Raw genomic sequence first — 18,816 nt, forward strand, 5'->3', positions numbered from 1 at the left:
GGTTTGCGCCTTCTGCACCAGCCACCACCGAGGGTGGGCGGCCTCCGTTTCGACGCCAAACTTTTATCCCCGTCACGCATATCCGGGGTCGTGACTCAAGGGGGGTTGACTCGCCACCGGATCGGCGCGGCGGCGGCTGCAGTGTCGCGCCCGTACCAGCGCGGGGGCGAGCAGCTGTACAGCGCGAACCGCGTGAAGACGTATTTCGGGGAGGACGCCGCCGTGGCGAAGCTGCGATTCGAGTACGAGCTGACGGAGGCGGTGTTGCGGCTCCGTTTCAACGGCCACGTCAGCGTTGACGGCGCGACGGACTACCGGCTCCGGGCGGTGTACCGACGCCCGTTGGGCAGCAACCCGTTCACCTACGCGGTGCGGGGCAGCCACCGCGACGGCACGGTCTACATCACGGCGACCGAGCGCGTTGCGTTCGAGCCGGCCGGCGACACGGTGGATCACAACCCCGGCCACAAGCGTCTCGCCGACGTGATCACGCCGGTGCAGCGCCGGCTGGCGGAACTCGAGTTGCTGCACGACCACCGCGGGGCGTACGCCCACCTCTCGGAGATCGACGCGTTCGATGGTGTGTCGTCGTTTCTGGCTGATCGGGAAGAGATTTTCGCGTGCAGCGGCGACGACGCGCAGTCGTGATCACCGGTGGCGCGGCGGCTGGCAGTGGTCGCGCAGCTGCCCGGCGATGGCGCGCGCGGGGTCGTGGTCGATCCGTGGCGTCTGGTCGTGTGTGGCGTACTGCGAGAGGAGGGCAGCGAGTCGCCTGCACTCGAAGGCCGTGAACGTGAACTCGCCGTCCTCGATGCGCCCGAGGATGGCGAGTTCGACCGCCGGGTACGGGAGTCTGCTGCTCTCGTCGAGGGCGTCTTTGGTGTGGCTGCGGACAGCACTGTGAAGCGCCCACTGCTCGGGAAGGCTGAACTCGAACGCCGTCTCGGATGTGTCGTTGGATTCGGTGGACATTGTGCGTGACCTCCAGTTGGGGTGCCGACAGTACATACATGGGGCATGAGGTATGTAAACATATGGCATACCGTACGAAACCACGTTACCATCCGGTGAGTGTCTCGCCGAAAGCGCACGGACGGCGGGCTACCAGCCAGGTGCACCCCGACACAGTGGTTCGTCAGTGGGGCAGACCACGCCGAGCACTGACCACGGCAACGGCTTTTTACGGCTTCAGTCGGCGGTAGCGGACAGGTTCTGCTGATCCCGGAGAAGGGCCTTTACGTGTGTGAACACATAACACAACTATGGCGCTGGGCACGTACGTTCCGACAGCGATACGGACGAGTCTGCTGCGAAAAGCGGCAGTGGTCATCGTCACCATCATGCTCGTCCTCGTCGGCGTCGGCGTATTCACGACACAAGCAGTCTCCACACAAGTCACCGAGCAACGCGACACGGAACTGCTCACAAGCACCGAACAGGAAGCCGAAGCACTCGAAGAATGGATCGGTCGCCAGCGATCGGCAACGCAGTACCTCTCACAGGACAACGCAATCCAGTCCGCCCCCCAAGCCGACAAATCAGAGGTCCTCTCCACGCGGATCTCGGGGCTCACAGAGACCGCCGCAGCGCTCCACTACGTGAACCTCTCGACGGACACCATCCGGGCCTCGACCGACGCCGCCGTCGAGGGCGACACGTACACGTCGTACTCCATCCCCTGGCGCGGCGAAGGCCTCAGCTTCTACGGGGGCGGTGACGTCATCACATCGAGCGTGTTCAACTACCGCGGCACCCCCGTCATGGCGTTCGCCAGCAAGCAGCCCGGCTCCGACAACGCCGTGTTCGTCTTCCACAGCGTCGAGACCCGCGGCGAGGCGTTCAGCCGGAACATCGACGGCAGCTACACGCAGGTCGTCGACATCAAGGGAACGGTCCAGATCGCGGCCGACGAGTCGGCGATCAGCAGCGCGTACGGTGCCGGCCGGGACGCACCAGTCATCGCAACGGGACTCACCACGAACAGCGGCATCGAAACCCGGGACGGGTTGCTCGTGGGCCACGCGAAAGTCGAAGGCACCGACTGGGTGCTCCTCAAGCACGCCCCCACGTCGAACGCGTACGCGCTCGAAGGCGACGTACAGCGTAACATCGTCGTGCTCATCGTCACCGCGGTCGCCGGCCTCGGCGCGCTCGTGCTCGTGATCGGTCGTGACGCGCTGACCGCGCTCACGGACATGTCCGACCGCGCGGAGGCGATCGCGGCCGGGGACATCGACACCGCGATCGAAGAGACGACTCGCATCGACGAAGTCGGGGATCTCAAGCGATCGTTCCGCGACATCCAAGAGTACCTCCAGACCGTGGCGGGGCAGGCCGACGCCCTCGCCGAGCAAGACTTCGACGCGGACGCGCTCGACAAATCGGTCCCCGGCCGCCTGGGCGAATCCCTGGAGACGATGCACTGGGATCTCGAAACCGCGATCGCGGACCTCGAAGACGCCCAGGAGACCGCCGAGCAGTCCCGCAAGGAAGCCGAACAGTCCCGCGAAGAAGCCGAAGCGCTCGCGGCAGCCCTCGAATCACAGGCCCAAGACATCCGGGAAACCGTCGAACACGCCGCCGATGGCGACCTCACGCAGCGCCTTGAGACGGACACCGACCACGAGTCCATGGCGGCCATCGCGACTGCCCTCAACAGCCTCTTGGAGGAGCTGGAAGGCACGATACACCGGATCCAGCGCTTCTCGAAGGACGTCGCCGAGTCAAGCGACCACATCACCACGAGCGCCGAGGAGGTCAAGCGCGCCAGCGGCCAGGTCAGCGAGTCCGTCCAGGAGATGTCCGCGGACGCCCGCCAGCAGAACGGCATCGTGCAGGACGTGTCCGACGAAATGACGGACCTCTCTGCCACCATCGAGGAGATCGCGTCCTCCTCGGACGAGGTCGCGGCCAAATCCAACGACGCCGTCTCCGTCGGCCAGTCGGGTCGGGCCCGGTCCCAGGACGCCATCGAGGAGATGAACGCCGTCGACGAGCAGGCCAAACGCACCATCGCCGAGATGGAAGCCCTGGACGACGAGATGACCGAGATCGGGGAGATCGTCACGCTCATCGACGACATCGCCGAGCAGACCAGCATGCTCGCGCTCAACGCGTCGATCGAGGCAGCCCGCGCGGGCGAGGCCGGCGAAGGGTTCGCGGTCGTCGCCGACGAGATCAAATCCCTGTCCAAGGAGACGACCGAAGCCACCCAGGAGATCGAGTCGCTGATCGCCGACGTTCAGGACTCGACCACCGACGCGGTCACGGACATGCAGGAGATGGGCGACCGGCTCTCGGAGGGGAAGTCGACAGTCACGGACACCGTCGAGACGATCGACACGATCGTCGAACGCATCGAGGAGGCCAACGGTGGCGTGCAGACGATCAACACCGCGACCGACGAACAGGCAACGACCACCGAGGAGGTCGTGACGATGGTCGACGAGGTCGGCTCGATCAGCGACGACACCACCGCCAGAGCCGAGGACGCCGCCGCCGCGGCCGAAGAACAGACGGCCTCCCTCACGGAGGTCACCAACCGGATCCAAGACCTCTCCGATCAGTCCACGGACCTCTACGAGTTGCTCTCGGATTTCACCGTTCGGGAGGACCACGCCGTGGCCGACGGCGGCGCGGAGAACACCACTGGCGCGTTCGTTCGATCCGCCAGCACTGACCACTCACGAGACGCGACACACCACGACACATGACAGACCACACTGATCTCTCCCGGCGCCAGTACGTCAAAACGGCCGCGCTCAGTGCGGCCGCCACGACGGCGCTTGCCGGCTGCATGGGCGGACTCGACGACGGCGGGGACGCGAGCACCGGCGACGACGGCGCGTGGCGGGACGCGGAGCTGGCAGCGGTGCCGGCCGCACCCGACGACAGGCTGTACAGCGCCGACAACACCCAGTCGTCCGGCGAGACGATCCGCCACCTCACGTGGAGCGGCTACGAGGCCGCCAACGTCCAGCGTCCCTTCGAGAAGAAGTTCGACTGCCAGACCGGGGTCGACCTGTTCACGTCCAACCTGGACGCGTTCAACCGCTTAGACGACGGGGCCTGGCGGGAGTTCGATCACGCCACGTTCGACATGGCGTGGCTCCCGGACCTAGCTGAAGCCGGCCTGATTCGCCCCCTCGACTACGAGGCGTGGAAACCGTACACGTTCGACAAGTACACCGACCTGTTCCAGCGCGAGAACGGCTACGAGTTCGCGTTCCTCGACGAGGACTACAACTTCGACGCCGACGGCCAGCTGTACGGCGTCCCCCAGCGGTTCGGGTGGGCGTCGTTCGCGCTCAACACCGACGTCGTCAGCGAGTCGGACGCCCGCAGCTACGACGCGGCGTGGGCCGACGAGTACGACGTCGGCGTCTACGACCTCCCGTTCTGGGGGGTGCAGATCGTGATGCTGCGGGAGGGCATCGACCCGTACGCGACCCACACCGACGCCGAGGTCGAGCGGATCCGGGAGGCGACGGTCGCGCTGTTCGAGAACGCGGCCGGCGTCTACGCCGACGTGGGGTCGCTGAACACGGCGCTGGCGGCCGGCGACATCGACATCGCGTTCGTCTCCGGGAACTGGATCAACGGCAGCCTCCGGCGCGGCGGGCGCTTCGAGTACGAAGCCAGGGTTCCCGACGAGGGCGGCGTGATCTGGGTGGAGACCACGACGATGCTGAAAGGCAGCCACCCCAGCGTGTCCACCAACTACTTGGCGTACATGCAACACGGCATCACCGCGAAGAACCTGATGTGGCCGACGATCGGCGGAACCAACGTGGTGCCCCATCAGTCCTCGATCGACCGGCTCAACCGGCGACAGCGGACGGTGTTGCGGATCGACGACCTCCAGGACATCATCGACAAGTCGCGGTTCTACACCGGCGTGCCCGACTTGGACCGGCTCGTCTCCGTCTGGGAGGACGCCAAAGCCGAAGCGACCGGCTGAGCGCCCGTCGGCGCGGTGCTCAATCGCCCACGGACGCAACCGCCTCCGCGACAGGGGTGTCGCCGGCCAGCACTTCGAACGTCGTGTCGCGGGCCGCCGGCGCGGTGAGCGCCGCCGCCAGCGTCTGCGCCACGTCGGCACAGGGGATCGAGCCGGCCGCCGGGTCCAGTGTGTCCGCGACCGTCACACGCCCGGTGCCCGCGTCGGTGGTCAGGCTGCCCGGGCGCACGATCGTGTGCGCTACGGGGCTCTCCCGGAGGCGGGCGTCGGCGTCGGCTTTCGCCGCCAGGTACGATCGGAGGTCGTCCGGGCCGCTTGCGGGATCGTCTGCACCCATCGAGCTGAGCATCACGAAGCGGTCGACGGCGGCGTCTTCGGCCGCCGACAGCAGCCGAATCGCGCCGTCCCGGTCGACCGCGTCGAGCGCCTCCCCGCGGGACCCGGCCGCAAACACCACGCCGTCGCAGCCCGCGACCGCGTCCGCCACGTCGTCGGTCAGATCCGCGACGACGGGGGTGGCACCCAGCCCGTCGATGGTGTCGGTCTGTGCGGGGTCCCGAATCATTCCGCGGACGTGGTGGCCGTCGTCAGCGAGTCGTTCCGTGAGGTGTTGGCCGACACGTCCGTGCGCGCCAGCAACGAGTACGTCCATACGGATGCATGACGGTGCTGCGGTGAATACCTACGGGTGCCTGCCAGGTGTGCCTGTTCTCGGTGCGCGCTCGCGCACACCGGAAGGCGCTGCTGGAAGCGTAACTACCCTCCCCCTGGGGGTTGTTGATGATTGTATGCGAGACACTTCCCGCGAGTGGGTGTTCGCCGAGCGACCCGAAGGCGAACCCGACATGGACAGCTTCGAACTCCGCGAGCGCGACGTTCCCGAGCCCCGCCACGGCGAACTGCTGGTGCGCGTTCGGTATCTCTCCGTCGACCCGTACATGCGCGGTCGGATGCGGGACTCCGATTCGTACGCGGACCCGTGGACGGTCGGCGAACCCCTCAGCGGCGGCGTCGTTGGGGAAGTCGTGGAAAGCGAGAGCGACGCCTACGAGGCCGGCGACCTGGTGTCCGGCAACGGCACCTGGGCGGACTACAGCCTCCTCGACGCCGCCAACGTCGCGCCGGTCGACCCGTCGGTCGCGGATCTGCCGGCGTACCTCGGCGTGCTCGGGATGCCCGGCCGCACCGCCTACTTCGGCCTGCTTGAGGTCGGCGCCCCGAAGCCCGGGGACACGGTGGTCGTCTCCGGCGCGGCGGGCGCAGTCGGCTCCGTGGTCGGCCAGATCGCGAAGCACAACGGCTGCCGCGTGGTCGGGTTCGCCGGCTCCGAGGAGAAAGTCGACTGGCTCACCGAGGACCTTGGCTTCGACGCCGGGATCAACTACAAGCAGGTCGACGACTACAGCGCCGCCCTCGATGACGCCGCCCCCGACGGGGTCGACGTCTACTTCGACAACGTCGGCGGCCCGATCAGCGACGCGGTGTTCACGAAGCTGAACGTCGACGCGCGCGTCGCCGTCTGTGGGCAGATCGCACACTACAACAACGAGGACGTGCCGACGGGACCGCGGAAGCTCCCCCAGCTCATCGCGCCCCGCGCGAAAGTCCAGGGGCTGCTCGTTGGGGACTTCGCCACCCGGTTCGGCGAAGCCAGCGAACAGCTCGGGCAGTGGGTCGCGGCCGGCGACATCGAGCACCGTGAGACGGTCGTCTCCGGGCTCGAAAACGCGCCGGACGCGTTCCTCGGGCTGTTCTCCGGGGACAACATCGGCAAGCAGGTCGTCGGCGTCTCGGAGTAACACCAGCCGTCAGCCGGTCGGCATCGACGGCCCTCGTTGGGTCAAGCCGGGCATTATACCCAACGCCCGAACGTATTATTTATTATAAGTCACTGTGTGACAAAAACTGATTAGGGCGGACCCCGCGTAGCGATGACACGCGGCCACGCAGCACAGGACCCGCCCCTGCGGGCGTGGCCGACACGCCTCACACATGCCCCACGATAGACGCAGCTACCTCCGCACGTCATCAGCAGTCATCGCATCGCTGCTCGCGGCGAGCACACCAACATCGGCCGCCGACACCCCACCCGAATGGGACCCCGACACCGTCTACACTGACGGCGATAAGGCGACCTTCGACGGCTACGTCTGGGAAGCCAAATGGTGGACGAAAGGCGACAAACCCGGTGCCGACGAGTGGGGGCCGTGGAACCAGCTTCGCCCCGTCGACGACAGCCCCACCGATCCCGGCGGACCGACCGCGTCGTTCACCACCAGCGAATCAGTGATCGAGCCCGAAACCACCGTGACCGTCGACGCCAGCAACACCGTCGGCGACGTCGACAGCTACGAGTGGGCGTTCGGCGACGGCACCACCGCGTCCGGCGTCACGGCGTCTCATACCTACGACGCCGCCGGCGAGTACACCATCGAGCTCACCGTCACCACCGGCGACGGCACCACCGACACGACATCGGCGACGCTGCTGGTCGCCGACGGCGGTGCGCCCGCTGACGGGCGCGTCGTCGGCTACTACATGCAGTGGGCACAGTGGGACCGCGACTACTTCCCGGGCGACATCCCCCTGGATAAGGTCACACACGTCAACTACGCGTTCCTCACCGTCCGCGAGGACGGGGCCGTGGACTACATCCAGGAGAACGCCGCGATGCGCGTGCTCGAACCGAAATCCTGGCACGACCACACTGGCTTCGACGACCTCGTCGACGACCCCGACACGGCGTTCCTGTTCTCCATCGGCGGCTGGAACGATTCGACGTACTTCTCGAACGCCGCCCAGTCGCAGGCCAGCCGCGAGCGGTTCGCGGACACCGCCATCGAGATCATGCGCACCCACAACTTCGACGGCCTGGACATCGACTGGGAGTACCCCGGCGGCGGCGGGAACTCCGGCAACGTCGTTCGCGACGGCGACAAACAGCGGTACACGGAACTCCTCCAGACCGTCCGCGAGAAGCTCGACGTCGCCGAGGACGAGGACGGCAAGCGCTACCAGCTAACAACCGCGCTGTCCGCCGACCCGGAGAAGAACACCGGGCTGGACCACGCGGCCAACGCCGAGGCGCTTGACTTCCTGAACGTCATGACCTACGACTACCACGGCGCGTTCAACGACTACACCAACCACCAAGCACCGCTGTACGGCACCGAAGCCGATCCGTCGCCGAACGCCGACGAGTTCTACGTGGACGCGTCGATGTCCTTCTGGCTGGATACGGCCTTCGACCCCGCCCAGCTGTCGCTTGGCCTGCCGTTCTACGGGCGCAGCTTCGGGAACGTCGCCAGCAGCGACAACAACGGCCTCTACCAGCCCTTCGACGGCACGCCGGACGGAACGTGGGGACAGGACAACGGCATCAAGGAGTACTGGGACATCACCCAGAACCTCGCCCCGAGCAGCGACTACGAGACGTTCTGGGACGACACCGCGAAGGTGCCGTGGTTGTACTCGCCGTCGAAGAACGTGCTCGTGAGCTACGACAGCCCCCGGTCGGTCGAGGCCAAAACCGCCTACGCCGCCCAGCACGACATCGGCGGGATGATGTTCTGGACGTTCTCCGGCGACAAAAACGAAGTCCTCCTGGACACCGTCCGGGACGCCTGGCAGTAGCGATACGATGCATCGCCCCCCGAACACGGACGCGCTGGCGGCGACCCACCGCCGTGGTGGCCGCCACCGGCTCCGCGCGCACCCCCCAATGCATGCCCCACGATAGACGCAGCTACCTCCGCACGTCATCGGCAGTCATCGCATCGCTGCTCGCGGCGAGCACACCAACATCGGCCGCCGACACCCCGCCCGAGTGGGATCCCGACACCGTCTATACGGACGGCGATAAGGCGACCTTCGACGGCTACGTCTGGGAAGCCAAATGGTGGACGAAAGGCGACAAACCCGGTGCCGACGAGTGGGGGCCGTGGACCCAACGCCGCCCCGTCGACGGGTCGCCGGGCGGCCCCACGGCCGCGTTCACGGTCACCGACACCACGGTGGAGCCGGGGACCGCCGTGACCGTCGACGCCAGCGACACCACCGGGAGCGTCGACAGCTACGAGTGGGCGTTCGGCGACGGCACCACTGCAGCCGGCGTCACGGCCTCCCACACCTACGACGCCGCCGGCGAGTACACCATCGAGCTCACCGTCACCACCGGCGACGGCACCACAGACACGGCGACACAGCAGATCACCGCCACCACGTCGCCCGGCGACGACGAGTTCAAAGTCGTCGGCTACTACCCCAGCTGGAAGGGCACCGACGACTACGACTTCTACCCGGCCGACGTGCCCTTCGACCAGGTCACCGACGTGCTGTACGCCTTCCTGGACGTGCAGCCCGACGGCACCGTGGTGCTCCCCGACAGCGACGTGGACCACGAGTCGCTGCTGGCGTCGTTCGCCAGCCTCAAGGAGGACCGGGCCGCCGACACCAGGCTGAAGCTCTCGATCGGCGGCTGGGGGTTGTCCCCGGGCTTCGAGGACGCCGCCGCCGACCAGGCCAGCAGGGAGCGCTTCGCCACCACCGCCGTCGACCTCATGCGCACCTACGACTTCGACGGCATCGACGTCGACTGGGAACACCCGGGGCCGCGCCGCGGGAAATGCGAGTGTGGCAGCGCCCAGGGACCCGCGAACCACGTCGCGCTCCTGGAGACCGTCCGGGACCGGCTCAACGACGCCGAGGTCGAGGACGGCCGCACGTACGATCTCTCGGTCGCCAACGGCGGGTCGGACTGGAACGCCGCGCTGATCAACCACCGCGAGGTCGCCGCCGTGGTCGACGACATCTACATGATGGCGTACGACTTCACGGGCGTCTGGCACGGCACCGCCGGGCTGAACGCGCCGATCTACGGGACGCCCCCGGACTACCCGCCGTCCGGGGACGCCCAACAGTACACCCTGGAAACGACACTCACGATCTGGAAGGAGCAAGGCTACTGGGTGGACTGGATGGAGTGGGAGGACCACGGTGACCCCGTCGACGATCCCGGCACGCTCGTGTTGGGGATGCCGTTCTACGGCCGCGGCTGCAACGTTGAGAACGGCATCTGGGACACGTTCTCGCTGTCGGAGTGGCAGCAAGGCGACCCCAAGTACCAGAACGACGTGATCCCGCCGGGCACGTGGAACGACCTCCGCGGCCCCGACGACGCCAACACGGGGGCGTTCGACTACGGCGACCTCGCCGCGAACTACGAGGGCGCCGACGCCTGGACCAAACAGCGCAACGAGCAGGGCGGGGTACCCTACCTCTGGAACGACAGCGAGGGCGTGTTCATCAGCTACGACGACCCGACTTCGATCGCTGCGAAGGTCGAGTTGGCGGTCGCCGAAGACCTCGGCGGCGTGATGATCTGGGAGCTCTCGCAGGACTACGACGGCACGCTACTCGAAACGATCAATCAACACACACCATGAACCGACGCACCTACATCCAGCGCGGCGCGCTCACGGTCGGCGCGCTGCTGGGCGCGAGCGCATCGGCAACGGCGACATCCGACAGCCCACCCGCGTGGGATCCCGACACGGCGTACACCGAGGGCGACGAGGTCACCTTCGACGGCTACGTCTGGGCGGCCAAGTGGTGGACGAAAGGCGACGAACCGGGCAGCGACGAGTGGGGGCCGTGGAACCAGCTTCGCCCCGTCGACGACGGCGGTGGTGACGGTTCCCTCGCGGCGGCCATCACGGTGCGTCCGTCGTCACCGTCGGTCGGCGAGTCGGTCACACTCGACGCCTCGGCGTCGACCGGCGACATCGACGGCTACGAGTGGACGCTTCCCGACCAGGACGACGTCACCGGCCCCACGCCGACGGTCACGTTCGCTGCGGCCGGCTCTGTGACGGTGTCGCTCACGGTCACCGGTGCGGACGGCGACACCGCGTCCGCAGACACCACGATCACGGTCACCGACGGCGAAGACGCCGCGCTCACCGCGGACACGACGCTCGCGGAGTTCCTGCCGTCCTACCAGGAGCGCCACATTCCGGACGTGTTCCTGGATTTCATGCCCGGCGAGAACGGCGCTGGCGGCGGCGTCGCCAGCGTCGAGCGCGCCACGGTGAACTGGACGGACGCCGAGAAGGCCGCGGCGTTCAACGTGGACTTGGACGCCATCCGGAACACCGTCCGGGACGGCTCGCTGCCGTTCGGCGCGCTCGGCAGCCAGGCCCTCGACTGGGCGCAGTCGTTCCGCAGCGCGGACACCGAGGTCCCGGATCACGCCATCGCACAACTGCTGCCGCGGCTCATGCTGTTGCCCGACGAGACGGAGCCACCCACCTTCCAGGGCAGCGGCCGAGCCGCTGCCTGGGACGAAACCGGCGGCCCGGTCGCGGCGACAAACGACCCCGGCGTGTTCTGTCAGACCCAGTGGCCGACGGACGCCCGCGGCGAGGCGGACGCCGAAGTCGAAGAACGCGACCGCGTCTACCTGCAGGCCAAAACCGATCCGGCGTGGAGCGACGACTTCACGTATCTCGACAACTACGACAGCGCGCTCCTCGACACGCTCCAGAACAACACCCACCCGGTGACCGGCGATCCCCTCGGCGGCGACGGGTTCACGGCCACCGCGCCCATGGAGCTGTCCACGGAGATCCACGGCGACAGCTGGTTCTGGTACCAGGTGTTGCTGTTCAAGAACACCAGCCCCGTGCCGTACCACCTCGACGGCGCGGTCGTCTGGTGGCTCGGCCCCTCGAACTTCGGGAAGACGATGTCCGCGGGCGCGTACAACAACGAGCAGCGCCCCCGGCCGGGATACGGCCACCCCCAGCGCGACATCATCGAGATCACGCTGCCCGACAAGCGAGTGCCCGACGCCTACTCGGACGTCGCGTCGTCGCTGTCGGCGTACGCCGTCCGGCTGGCGTACCACGACTCCCCGTACAACATGCGCACCGCCTACCCCAACCAGTACTGGTCGCTTGAGGTCAGCGTCGGTGAACCGCTGGCGGACAAATTCGACACGGCAGCGAAACGCCAGCGCGCCGTCGACATGATCGCCGCCACCGCCCACGTCGAGTTGGAGACCGACATGGACCGCAACGACGACGTTGTGGACGCCATCGAGCTGTACAACCGCGTCGGCAACTGACGACCGCGAGGAATGCGCCGACCGGGATTTGAACCCGGGCCATGAGCTTGGAAGGCTCAGGTCCTACCACTAGACTACCGGCGCGCACCCACTGCTTTCCAGCCGTCGTTTATGGGTGTTTCCCTTCGCCGCCAGCGTCACGCCGGCGCAACGACCGCGTAACAGTTGCCACTGGAGACGGTTGAGGACACCACACGGAGGTCGCTGGCGGCGAGGTCGGCGTCGAACTCGTCGGGGTCGTAGACGTGGTAGAACCGCGGCACCGTCTCACCGCCGGGGAGCGTCCAGTCCACGGTCGTGTCGAAGCCGGTGGTGGCGTCGAAGCGGTCGTGGGCGGTGCTCCAGGCGGACACCAACGCGGTGCCGTCGGGGGCCAGCACGCGCGCGAGTTCGGTGAGGCTGGCCACGCGAGCGTCCCGGTCTCGGAGGTGGTGTAGCGTCGCAACGTACACCGCGATGTCCACCGTGCCCGACGCAACGGGAACGCAGGCGGCGTCGCCGGCGACCAGTGTCGCGTCGAAGTCGTTGGCCGCCGCGCGGTCGCGGGCCTCCGAGAGCAGCCCCGTGCTGGCGTCCACGCAGACCACGTCGGCGGCCTGCGCGGCGAGCAACTCGGCGTGGCGTCCGTTCCCGCAGCCGAGGTCGAGCGCCACCGCCGGCGCCGCACACTCCTCGTCCAGGAACGACTCGACCTCCGGCCACGGGTATTCGCGGGTCTTCGCGAAGTGGCTGGCGATCCGGTTGTACGTGTGCTGTACGTCGCGGTCGGCGGCGTGTGGTGTGTCTGTCATCCCAGGAGTAGAAACGTCGTGTACGCAACCACCAGCATCACGGTGGCGTGTTTCGCGCCCGCTTTCACCGATCCGGCCCCCATCTGGCCGGCCACGAGCCCCGAGCAGACCGCCTGCACCAGGCTGGTGTGGAAAAACACCGTGCTGTAGGCGGCCTTCTTGGCGGCCGTGAGCTGGCCGGCCGACTGCGAGAACGCACCGCTATCGACGGCGCTGCTCGCGCCACTCCCGGCCTGCGTCGCCGCGCCGGTGGGGATGTTCGGAATGAAGATGGTGTCGAGGGCGACGATGATCGCGATGAACACGAAAAACGACACGTAGATCACGACGACGTACGTGAGCAGTTCGTTGCGGCGGTCCCGCTCCAAGCGCCGGCTGGCGGTGGCTTCGTTGGCGGCGATCCTGAGCACCGGCCCGAGGTTGCCGCTGGCGGCCATCGCGTTCGTCGTCAGCGCCACGACCCGCGAGACGGCCGGCGTGTTCACGCGGTCCCGGAACCGCGTGAGCGCGTGCTCGATGCGGGCCCCCCACTGGATGTCCGCCCACGTGCGTTCGAGTTCCTGCGTGAGCGCGCCCAGATCCCCATCAACGGTGCGCCCGAAGCTCTCGACGGCGGCCATCCCCGCCTCGTTCGTGGACGCGAACCGATCCAGGAAGTCCGGCACCTCCGCTTCGATCGCTTTCCGCCGTCGTCGTGCCGTCTCGTATGCCACGGCGAATGTCCCGACGACGAACACGGTCGCATGCACGAGCGCGTCGTCGTACGCGGCCGGCGCGAACACGCCCGCACTCAGTGGTGCCCACCACTGGCTGCCGAGGTACACGGCCGCGATCGGACAGCTCACCCAGAACAGCAGCGTCGGCGTCTCCAGGACGACCGTGAGGGGGTTCCGGAGGCGGTACAACACCGGCCGCAGGCGCTCGGAGATCGCGAACCGAGCGCGGTTCTCCGGCGACGATCCGAGCGGTGCCACGGCCGCGTCAGCGCCGCCGTCGGGACACAGCGCCGCCGACGGCGACGGGATCGACTGGAACCGGGACTGCTCGCCGCCCACGGACTGCTCGTCGCCGGGACCGCCCACCGTCGCGTCCGTGATCGAGTCCAGGTAGACCGCGAACCCGGCCGTCGCGCCGGGCACCAGCACGAACGCGGTCAGTCGAAGGAACCCGAGCGTTCCGCCGAGCGTGAGCCCGATCACCACCAGAATCGTGATCAAGAACAGCGGCCCGGCGACCAGCACCGTCACGTACGCCTCTGCCAGCGTCGCCAGCAACTCGAGGAACTGCGACTGGGTGGCCTCGGCCTCCTCGGCGTAATACTCGTACTCCTGTTTGAGGAACGCCGGCAGGTCGCTGCCGGACTGGAGGATGCTTCCGAGGTTCTCGGTGAACTCCGCGAGGTCGTCGCTCGGCGTGCGAGTCCCCACCCGTTCGAGGGCCGTGATGATGTCCGCGCCGTAGTTGTCGATGTCCGTGACCGCGACCGCCATCTCCTCGGCCGCCGCCCCGTACACGGGCTGGTTGCGCGCCAGGATCCGCAACACCTCGGACAGCGGCATGCCGCTGCGCGACAGCGCGTACATGAACGCCACGGTGCGCTCCATCGACGCGTCGATGCGGCGCGCGCGCTCGCCGGCCGCATACCGCGGCCGCAGCCAGCGTGCCGTGTACGTCCCGTAGGCCGCGACGACGCCGACCGTTGCGCCCGACAGGACGAACGCACCGAACAGCACGCCCGGCGAGAACGCGGCGACGCTATCGACGAACAGGCCGCGCACGGGCCCCGGGAACTGGCTGCGGACCCCGGCGGAGGCTCCGCCCAGGAACACGAGCACGCCGGCAACGAGATACACGCCCAGGATGCTGGCAGTGAGCGCGGCGAGCGTCGCGAACAGGTACGTGCGGGCGGCGTACGTCCGGTACGTCTGGGCGACGTGGGCCCCCTGGAGCGCCGCGACCTGCTCGGGGTTGGCGCGCTCGCGGTCTCGGGCCAGCCCACCGAACGCCGCACGCCCCACCCGGGAGAGCACGCGATCGACGCGGTTCGCGCCGGTGATGGCGGCCGCGCCGACCACGCAGTCGACTGCCAGCACCGCGGCCAGCGGCAGCAGCCACACCGCCACCGTGATCACTCCACGACCCCCGGCGCGGCGGCCGCGACGTCCGAATCGAGCGCGTCGGTGACGCGGGCGACCACGCGCTCGGGCTGCGCGTAGTACTCGTTGATCAGGGCCGTGAACCGGCGGTAGTCGGTCACGTCCTGCTCGACGAGATACTGGAGGACGCGCTTGCGGTTCCTGAGCTCCCGGAGCAGGTCGCTTCGCGACCACCCGCGCTCGTCCTGGATCTCGTCGAGGACGTTCGAGTCGCGCTGCTCGAAGTCGTCGCGCGTGGGGTCCCATTCGAACGCCGTGGAGTAGTCGAGGTCGCCGGTGCGCTGGTCGATCCCCTCGATCTCCGCGATCACGCTGCTGCGGCGAACGCGCTCGTCACCGACGTGCGTGAGCGTCTGCACGCACAGGATATCCAGGCTCTGGATCATCGCCCGCGGGACGTTGATGGGGTCGTTTTCGAGGCGGTTGATGACCGTCTGCACGCTGTCGGCGTGCATCGTCGAATACGTCGTGTGGCCCGTGTTCATCGCCTGGAACAGCGTCATCGCTTCCTCGCCGCGCACCTCGCCGACGATGATGTACTCGGGGCGGTGGCGGAGCGCCGACCGCAGCAGGTCGTACATCGTGATGGTGTCTCCGCCGCCGCCGTCCGCCCCCCGGGTCACCGACGACAGCCAGTTGTCGTGGTACAGCGCAAGCTCGCGGGTGTCCTCGATGGTGAGGATCTTCGCCCGCGGCGGCACGAACATCGACACGGCGTTCATCGACGTGGTCTTCCCCGAGGCCGTACCGCCCGCGAAAAGCAGGCTCTTGTTGGATTCGATGGCCAGCCAGAGGTACGCCATCTGGTCGAGGCTGAACGTGTCGTAGTCGACCAGGGTTGCGGGCGTGAACGGCTCCTCGCTGTACTTCCGGATGGTGAACGCCGACCCCCTCGGGGTGACCTCCTCGCCGAGCGCGAGCTCGGCGCGCGATCCGTCCGGCAGGGTGGTTTCGGTGACCGGATCGCCGATGGAGATGTGGCGGCCGGACTGCTGGGCGAGGCGCACGACGAAGCTGTCCAACTCCTGTTGCTCGTAGGTGATGTTGGTCTCGATGTCCGTGTAGTCGGTGTGGTAGACGAACAGCGGCAGCCCGTAGCCGTCGCACGACACGTCCTCGATGTGGGGGTCCTGCATCACGGGGTCGAGCTTCTCGAACCCCTCGAAGGTGCGGTGTAAGTAGTAAAACAGCCGGTGGAACGCGTTCGGCGTCACGTCGATGCTGTACTCCGAGAGGAGGCGTTGCATCTGCGCGATCAGGACCGCCTCGCGGTCGTCGGGATCGGTGGTGGCATCGTAGATGAGCGCGTCCCGGATGTCGTCGTAGAGCTGGTCCAACACCGTCTGCTCGAAGTCATCCAGGTGTGGCTCCACGACGTGATAGTAGTGGGTGTCGGATTCGGCGTCGAAGCCGATGAACACGAACGCATAGGGGGCGTTGACCCAGTACCGGTCGACCTCCTCGTAGTCCGCCACCCCGTCAAACTCGACCAGCGGGCCGTGGGCCTGTGGGTCGTACGGTGGAACGTCGACGGCGGTTCCGCGCAACACCTCGACGATCCGGCTCGCGCGCCGCTGTAGCGCATCAAGCCCGCCATCCAGGCCCGCGAAGAGATCCCCAGCCATCGCTCCTACTGGAGCGTTCAGTCGTGTGACCATAAAAAGCTGTCCGGCGCTGTGGCACGCATCTCAGTCACCCGCGTTCGAAACACCGGTCTCACCGGGGTCGTGCGCGCGATCGACGGCGCGTGGGGCGCGGTGGCGCTCCCGGGCCGCAGCCAGTTCGGCCGGCGTATCCACGTCCATGAAGCTGTGGCGCGCCGTCCGGTGGCGTGTCTGCGCCGCCGGAACGTGCGTGACCGGCAGGCGAGCGACCACGCCACTCAGGCTCCGGTTCCCGGCCGCCGCCGCGGCGTCGACAGCCACCCGCGTGGGGGCTGCGGCCAGCACGCTGTGCGTGACTTGTGGGTGTCCATCAACGACGGGCACTGCACCGGCGCAGCCCGCGTCGGCGCGCCGGTCACACAGCCACGCGAAAAACGCGGGGTCGATGAACGGCATGTCACACGCCGTGACCGCCACGACCGGCTCCCCAACCGCGTTCAGCGCCGTCGAAAGTCCCGCCGCCGGACCCTGCCCGGGATCCGGATCGACCGCGAAGGCCACGTCCGTGTCCGTGGTCGTGACCGCCGCCCGGAACGCCGCGCGCTGGTCGCGCCGGCAGTTCACCACCACACTGTCGACCACCGTCCCGAGGCGCGCAACGACGTGCCAGAGCAGTGGGCGGCCCCCGAGCGTGGCCAACGCCTTCTCGCGATCCCCGAAGCGGGTGGAGCGACCCCCAGCGAGAACGATCCCCGCCCGCCCCCCGGCCGCGCTGCCCATCACCATGGGTGTCGGTCCACACTGGTCGCTGAAAACCGTCCCGCCGAATCCCACGCCCTTGGAGCGCGCCCGCCGCCGGCCGACGCTACTGCTCGTGGGGCTCGTAGGCCGCCGCCGGATCCGTGATCGCGGCCACAGCCGCGTCCAGGTCCAGCGCGTCGGCGCTCGCCGCGGTCACGGCCACTGGCGCGGCCGCGTCCCGGCCGCCGAGCACGACCTTCGGGAGGGCGCTGTCGCTGAACCCCTCCACCAGGGCGTAGTCGTGTGTGGGCGCGAAACTCCCGAGGACAGCCGAGAGGTCGCGGCTGTCACCGGTTCCGAACCACGAGCCGTCGTCGGTGAGCCCGATCGTCCGGGACGCGCCGCCGGCCCGATGGCGCGCCGTGTCCTTTCCCTCGGTGTCGATGTCGGGCTCGTGGGTGAGGTGTTTGACCGTGGCGACCGGTCCCCGGGCGGCGAGTCGCTCGGCCAGGCGCGCCACAACGGTCGTCTTCCCCGAATCCGACGGTCCCACGACGGCGAGTACCTGCATACGGGACCGGTCCGGCCCAGCGCCCAAGAACGCTGCGCTGTTCGCGCCGGTGGGTCTGTGCGCGCCGAGTTGCTGGCCGCGGCGTCGTTCCAGCCTTATAGGAACAGCCGCGCGGTACTTTACCGGCCGCCCGCAAACACGCGGTATGTCAGAGCGCACAGCCAGCCAGCCGAACACCGACAGATCACGGCGCCGTCTGCGCGTCGTGCTCGACGTGGCGCTCTCCGATGCGGCCGCATGTCCACTCGAAGAGATCGACGGCGAGGTCACTGCCGTCCGCCACCAGTACACCGGCGACGACTGCCACGCCGACGTCACTGTCGCGCCGGCGTGCCCGGACGCCGACCGATCCGACGTGATGCACGTCGCAACCCAGACCACCGAGAGCTGCCTGTGTTGCGTGTTCAGCGACCACGGCTGTGTCCCCCAGATCACGGCCGTCGCCGCCGACACCATCACCGTCGAAACGTATCTCGCCGACCGCACGACGCTCACGGACCTCGTGGCGGATCTCAAGGCGGTCGCGAACACCGTCTCGCTGACCCACCTGACGCGGCTCGCCGCCGACGACCAGTCGGGCGACTCACACACGCATGTGACCCTCGATCTCTTCAAGCTCACCGACAAACAGCGCGAGGCCGCGGCGGCGGCGGTCGCCAAAGGCTACTACGCCACGCCGCGGGGTGCCGACCTGTCGGATCTCGCGACGGCGCTTGGCATCTCCAAGTCGGCGGTTTCACAGCGACTGAGCGCCGTCGAGTCCAAGCTCGCCACGAGCGCGTTCACCGAAGCCCAACAGTCAGCCGGCTCCGCGCCGTGACGCCGCCCCGACTGCCACACATAAAGGCCGCAATTATTTAGCACCAC

At 68.0% G+C, this 18,816-nt stretch carries 15 protein-coding genes and 1 tRNA gene; 8 read left to right on the forward strand and 8 right to left on the reverse strand.

Translation table 11 applies throughout. The features are described from left to right. Positions 1–90: 90 nt before the first annotated feature. Entirely contained in the window at positions 91–648 is a 558-nt protein-coding gene (locus JRZ79_RS16305) for a hypothetical protein (RefSeq protein ID WP_148265493.1), read from the forward strand. Here the strand turns inward: JRZ79_RS16305 and JRZ79_RS16310 are convergent, their stop codons facing one another. Then, the gene (locus tag JRZ79_RS16310) at positions 649–972 is read right to left on the reverse strand and encodes a hypothetical protein (RefSeq protein ID WP_227970920.1); all 324 of its coding nucleotides are present in this window, start codon (positions 970–972) and stop codon (positions 649–651) included. It abuts the gene before it with no gap. A gap of 290 nt (positions 973–1,262) precedes the next feature. Here JRZ79_RS16310 and htr18 point away from each other — a divergent pair, with 290 nt between their 5' ends. Together htr18 and JRZ79_RS16320 are read left to right on the forward strand one after the other, a co-directional pair. After that, entirely contained in the window at positions 1,263–3,713 is a 2,451-nt protein-coding gene (gene htr18 / locus JRZ79_RS16315; RefSeq protein WP_205252555.1) for a chemotaxis signal transducer protein Htr18, read from the forward strand. Then, positions 3,710–4,960 carry a PotD/PotF family extracellular solute-binding protein gene (locus JRZ79_RS16320; protein ID WP_205252556.1) on the forward strand — a complete coding sequence of 417 codons (1,251 nt, stop codon included), beginning with the start codon at positions 3,710–3,712 and terminating at the stop codon, positions 4,958–4,960. The genes htr18 and JRZ79_RS16320 overlap by 4 nt, the downstream gene beginning before the upstream one ends. Positions 4,961–4,979: 19 nt before the next feature. On the opposite strand, the gene JRZ79_RS16325 is transcribed toward JRZ79_RS16320, so the two are convergent. Beyond that, the gene (locus JRZ79_RS16325; protein WP_205252557.1) at positions 4,980–5,612 is read right to left on the reverse strand and encodes an SDR family oxidoreductase; all 633 of its coding nucleotides are present in this window, start codon (positions 5,610–5,612) and stop codon (positions 4,980–4,982) included. 136 nt (positions 5,613–5,748) lie between these two features. On the opposite strand from JRZ79_RS16325, the gene JRZ79_RS16330 reads away from it, so the two are divergent. The 4 genes from JRZ79_RS16330 to JRZ79_RS16345 all read left to right on the forward strand — a co-directional run bounded on the left by JRZ79_RS16330 (position 5,749) and on the right by JRZ79_RS16345 (position 12,086). After that, the gene (locus JRZ79_RS16330; protein WP_012289230.1) at positions 5,749–6,759 is read left to right on the forward strand and encodes an NADP-dependent oxidoreductase; all 1,011 of its coding nucleotides are present in this window, start codon (positions 5,749–5,751) and stop codon (positions 6,757–6,759) included. A gap of 193 nt (positions 6,760–6,952) precedes the next feature. Beyond that, entirely contained in the window at positions 6,953–8,593 is a 1,641-nt protein-coding gene (locus tag JRZ79_RS16335) for a glycosyl hydrolase family 18 protein (RefSeq protein ID WP_205252558.1), read from the forward strand. Between the two features lie 92 nt (positions 8,594–8,685). After that, complete coding sequence (locus tag JRZ79_RS16340; RefSeq protein WP_205252559.1) at positions 8,686–10,404, forward strand: glycosyl hydrolase family 18 protein; 1,719 nt, start codon at positions 8,686–8,688, stop codon at positions 10,402–10,404. After that, a complete protein-coding gene (locus tag JRZ79_RS16345; RefSeq protein WP_205252560.1) occupies positions 10,401–12,086 on the forward strand; it encodes a PKD domain-containing protein in 1,686 nt (561 codons plus the stop codon). Before JRZ79_RS16340 ends, JRZ79_RS16345 begins: the two co-directional genes overlap by 4 nt. A gap of 13 nt (positions 12,087–12,099) precedes the next feature. Here JRZ79_RS16345 and JRZ79_RS16350 read toward each other — a convergent pair. The 6 genes from JRZ79_RS16350 to mobB all read right to left on the reverse strand — a co-directional run bounded on the left by JRZ79_RS16350 (position 12,100) and on the right by mobB (position 17,949). Continuing rightward, positions 12,100–12,170: transfer RNA gene (locus JRZ79_RS16350), tRNA-Gly, on the reverse strand. A 53-nt stretch (positions 12,171–12,223) separates the two neighbouring features. Beyond that, complete coding sequence (locus JRZ79_RS16355; RefSeq protein WP_205252561.1) at positions 12,224–12,877, reverse strand: class I SAM-dependent methyltransferase; 654 nt, start codon at positions 12,875–12,877, stop codon at positions 12,224–12,226. Beyond that, positions 12,874–15,009, reverse strand: coding sequence for a type II secretion system F family protein (locus JRZ79_RS16360; protein WP_231546348.1), 2,136 nt, complete (start codon positions 15,007–15,009; stop codon positions 12,874–12,876). Before JRZ79_RS16360 ends, JRZ79_RS16355 begins: the two co-directional genes overlap by 4 nt. Beyond that, complete coding sequence (locus JRZ79_RS16365; RefSeq protein ID WP_205252562.1) at positions 15,006–16,658, reverse strand: type II/IV secretion system ATPase subunit; 1,653 nt, start codon at positions 16,656–16,658, stop codon at positions 15,006–15,008. Before JRZ79_RS16365 ends, JRZ79_RS16360 begins: the two co-directional genes overlap by 4 nt. 63 nt (positions 16,659–16,721) lie before the next feature. Continuing rightward, complete coding sequence (locus JRZ79_RS16370; protein WP_205252563.1) at positions 16,722–17,423, reverse strand: molybdenum cofactor guanylyltransferase; 702 nt, start codon at positions 17,421–17,423, stop codon at positions 16,722–16,724. 79 nt (positions 17,424–17,502) lie between these two features. Then, complete coding sequence (gene mobB, locus JRZ79_RS16375; RefSeq protein WP_205251646.1) at positions 17,503–17,949, reverse strand: molybdopterin-guanine dinucleotide biosynthesis protein B; 447 nt, start codon at positions 17,947–17,949, stop codon at positions 17,503–17,505. A gap of 145 nt (positions 17,950–18,094) precedes the next feature. Here mobB and dmsR point away from each other — a divergent pair, with 145 nt between their 5' ends. Further along, a complete protein-coding gene (gene dmsR, locus JRZ79_RS16380) occupies positions 18,095–18,769 on the forward strand; it encodes a dimethyl sulfoxide reductase transcriptional activator DmsR (RefSeq protein ID WP_205252564.1) in 675 nt (224 codons plus the stop codon). Positions 18,770–18,816: the final 47 nt, after the last annotated feature.

The sequence above is a fragment of the Halobacterium sp. BOL4-2 genome, assembly GCF_016917835.2.
Lineage (GTDB): Archaea > Halobacteriota > Halobacteria > Halobacteriales > Halobacteriaceae > Halobacterium > Halobacterium salinarum.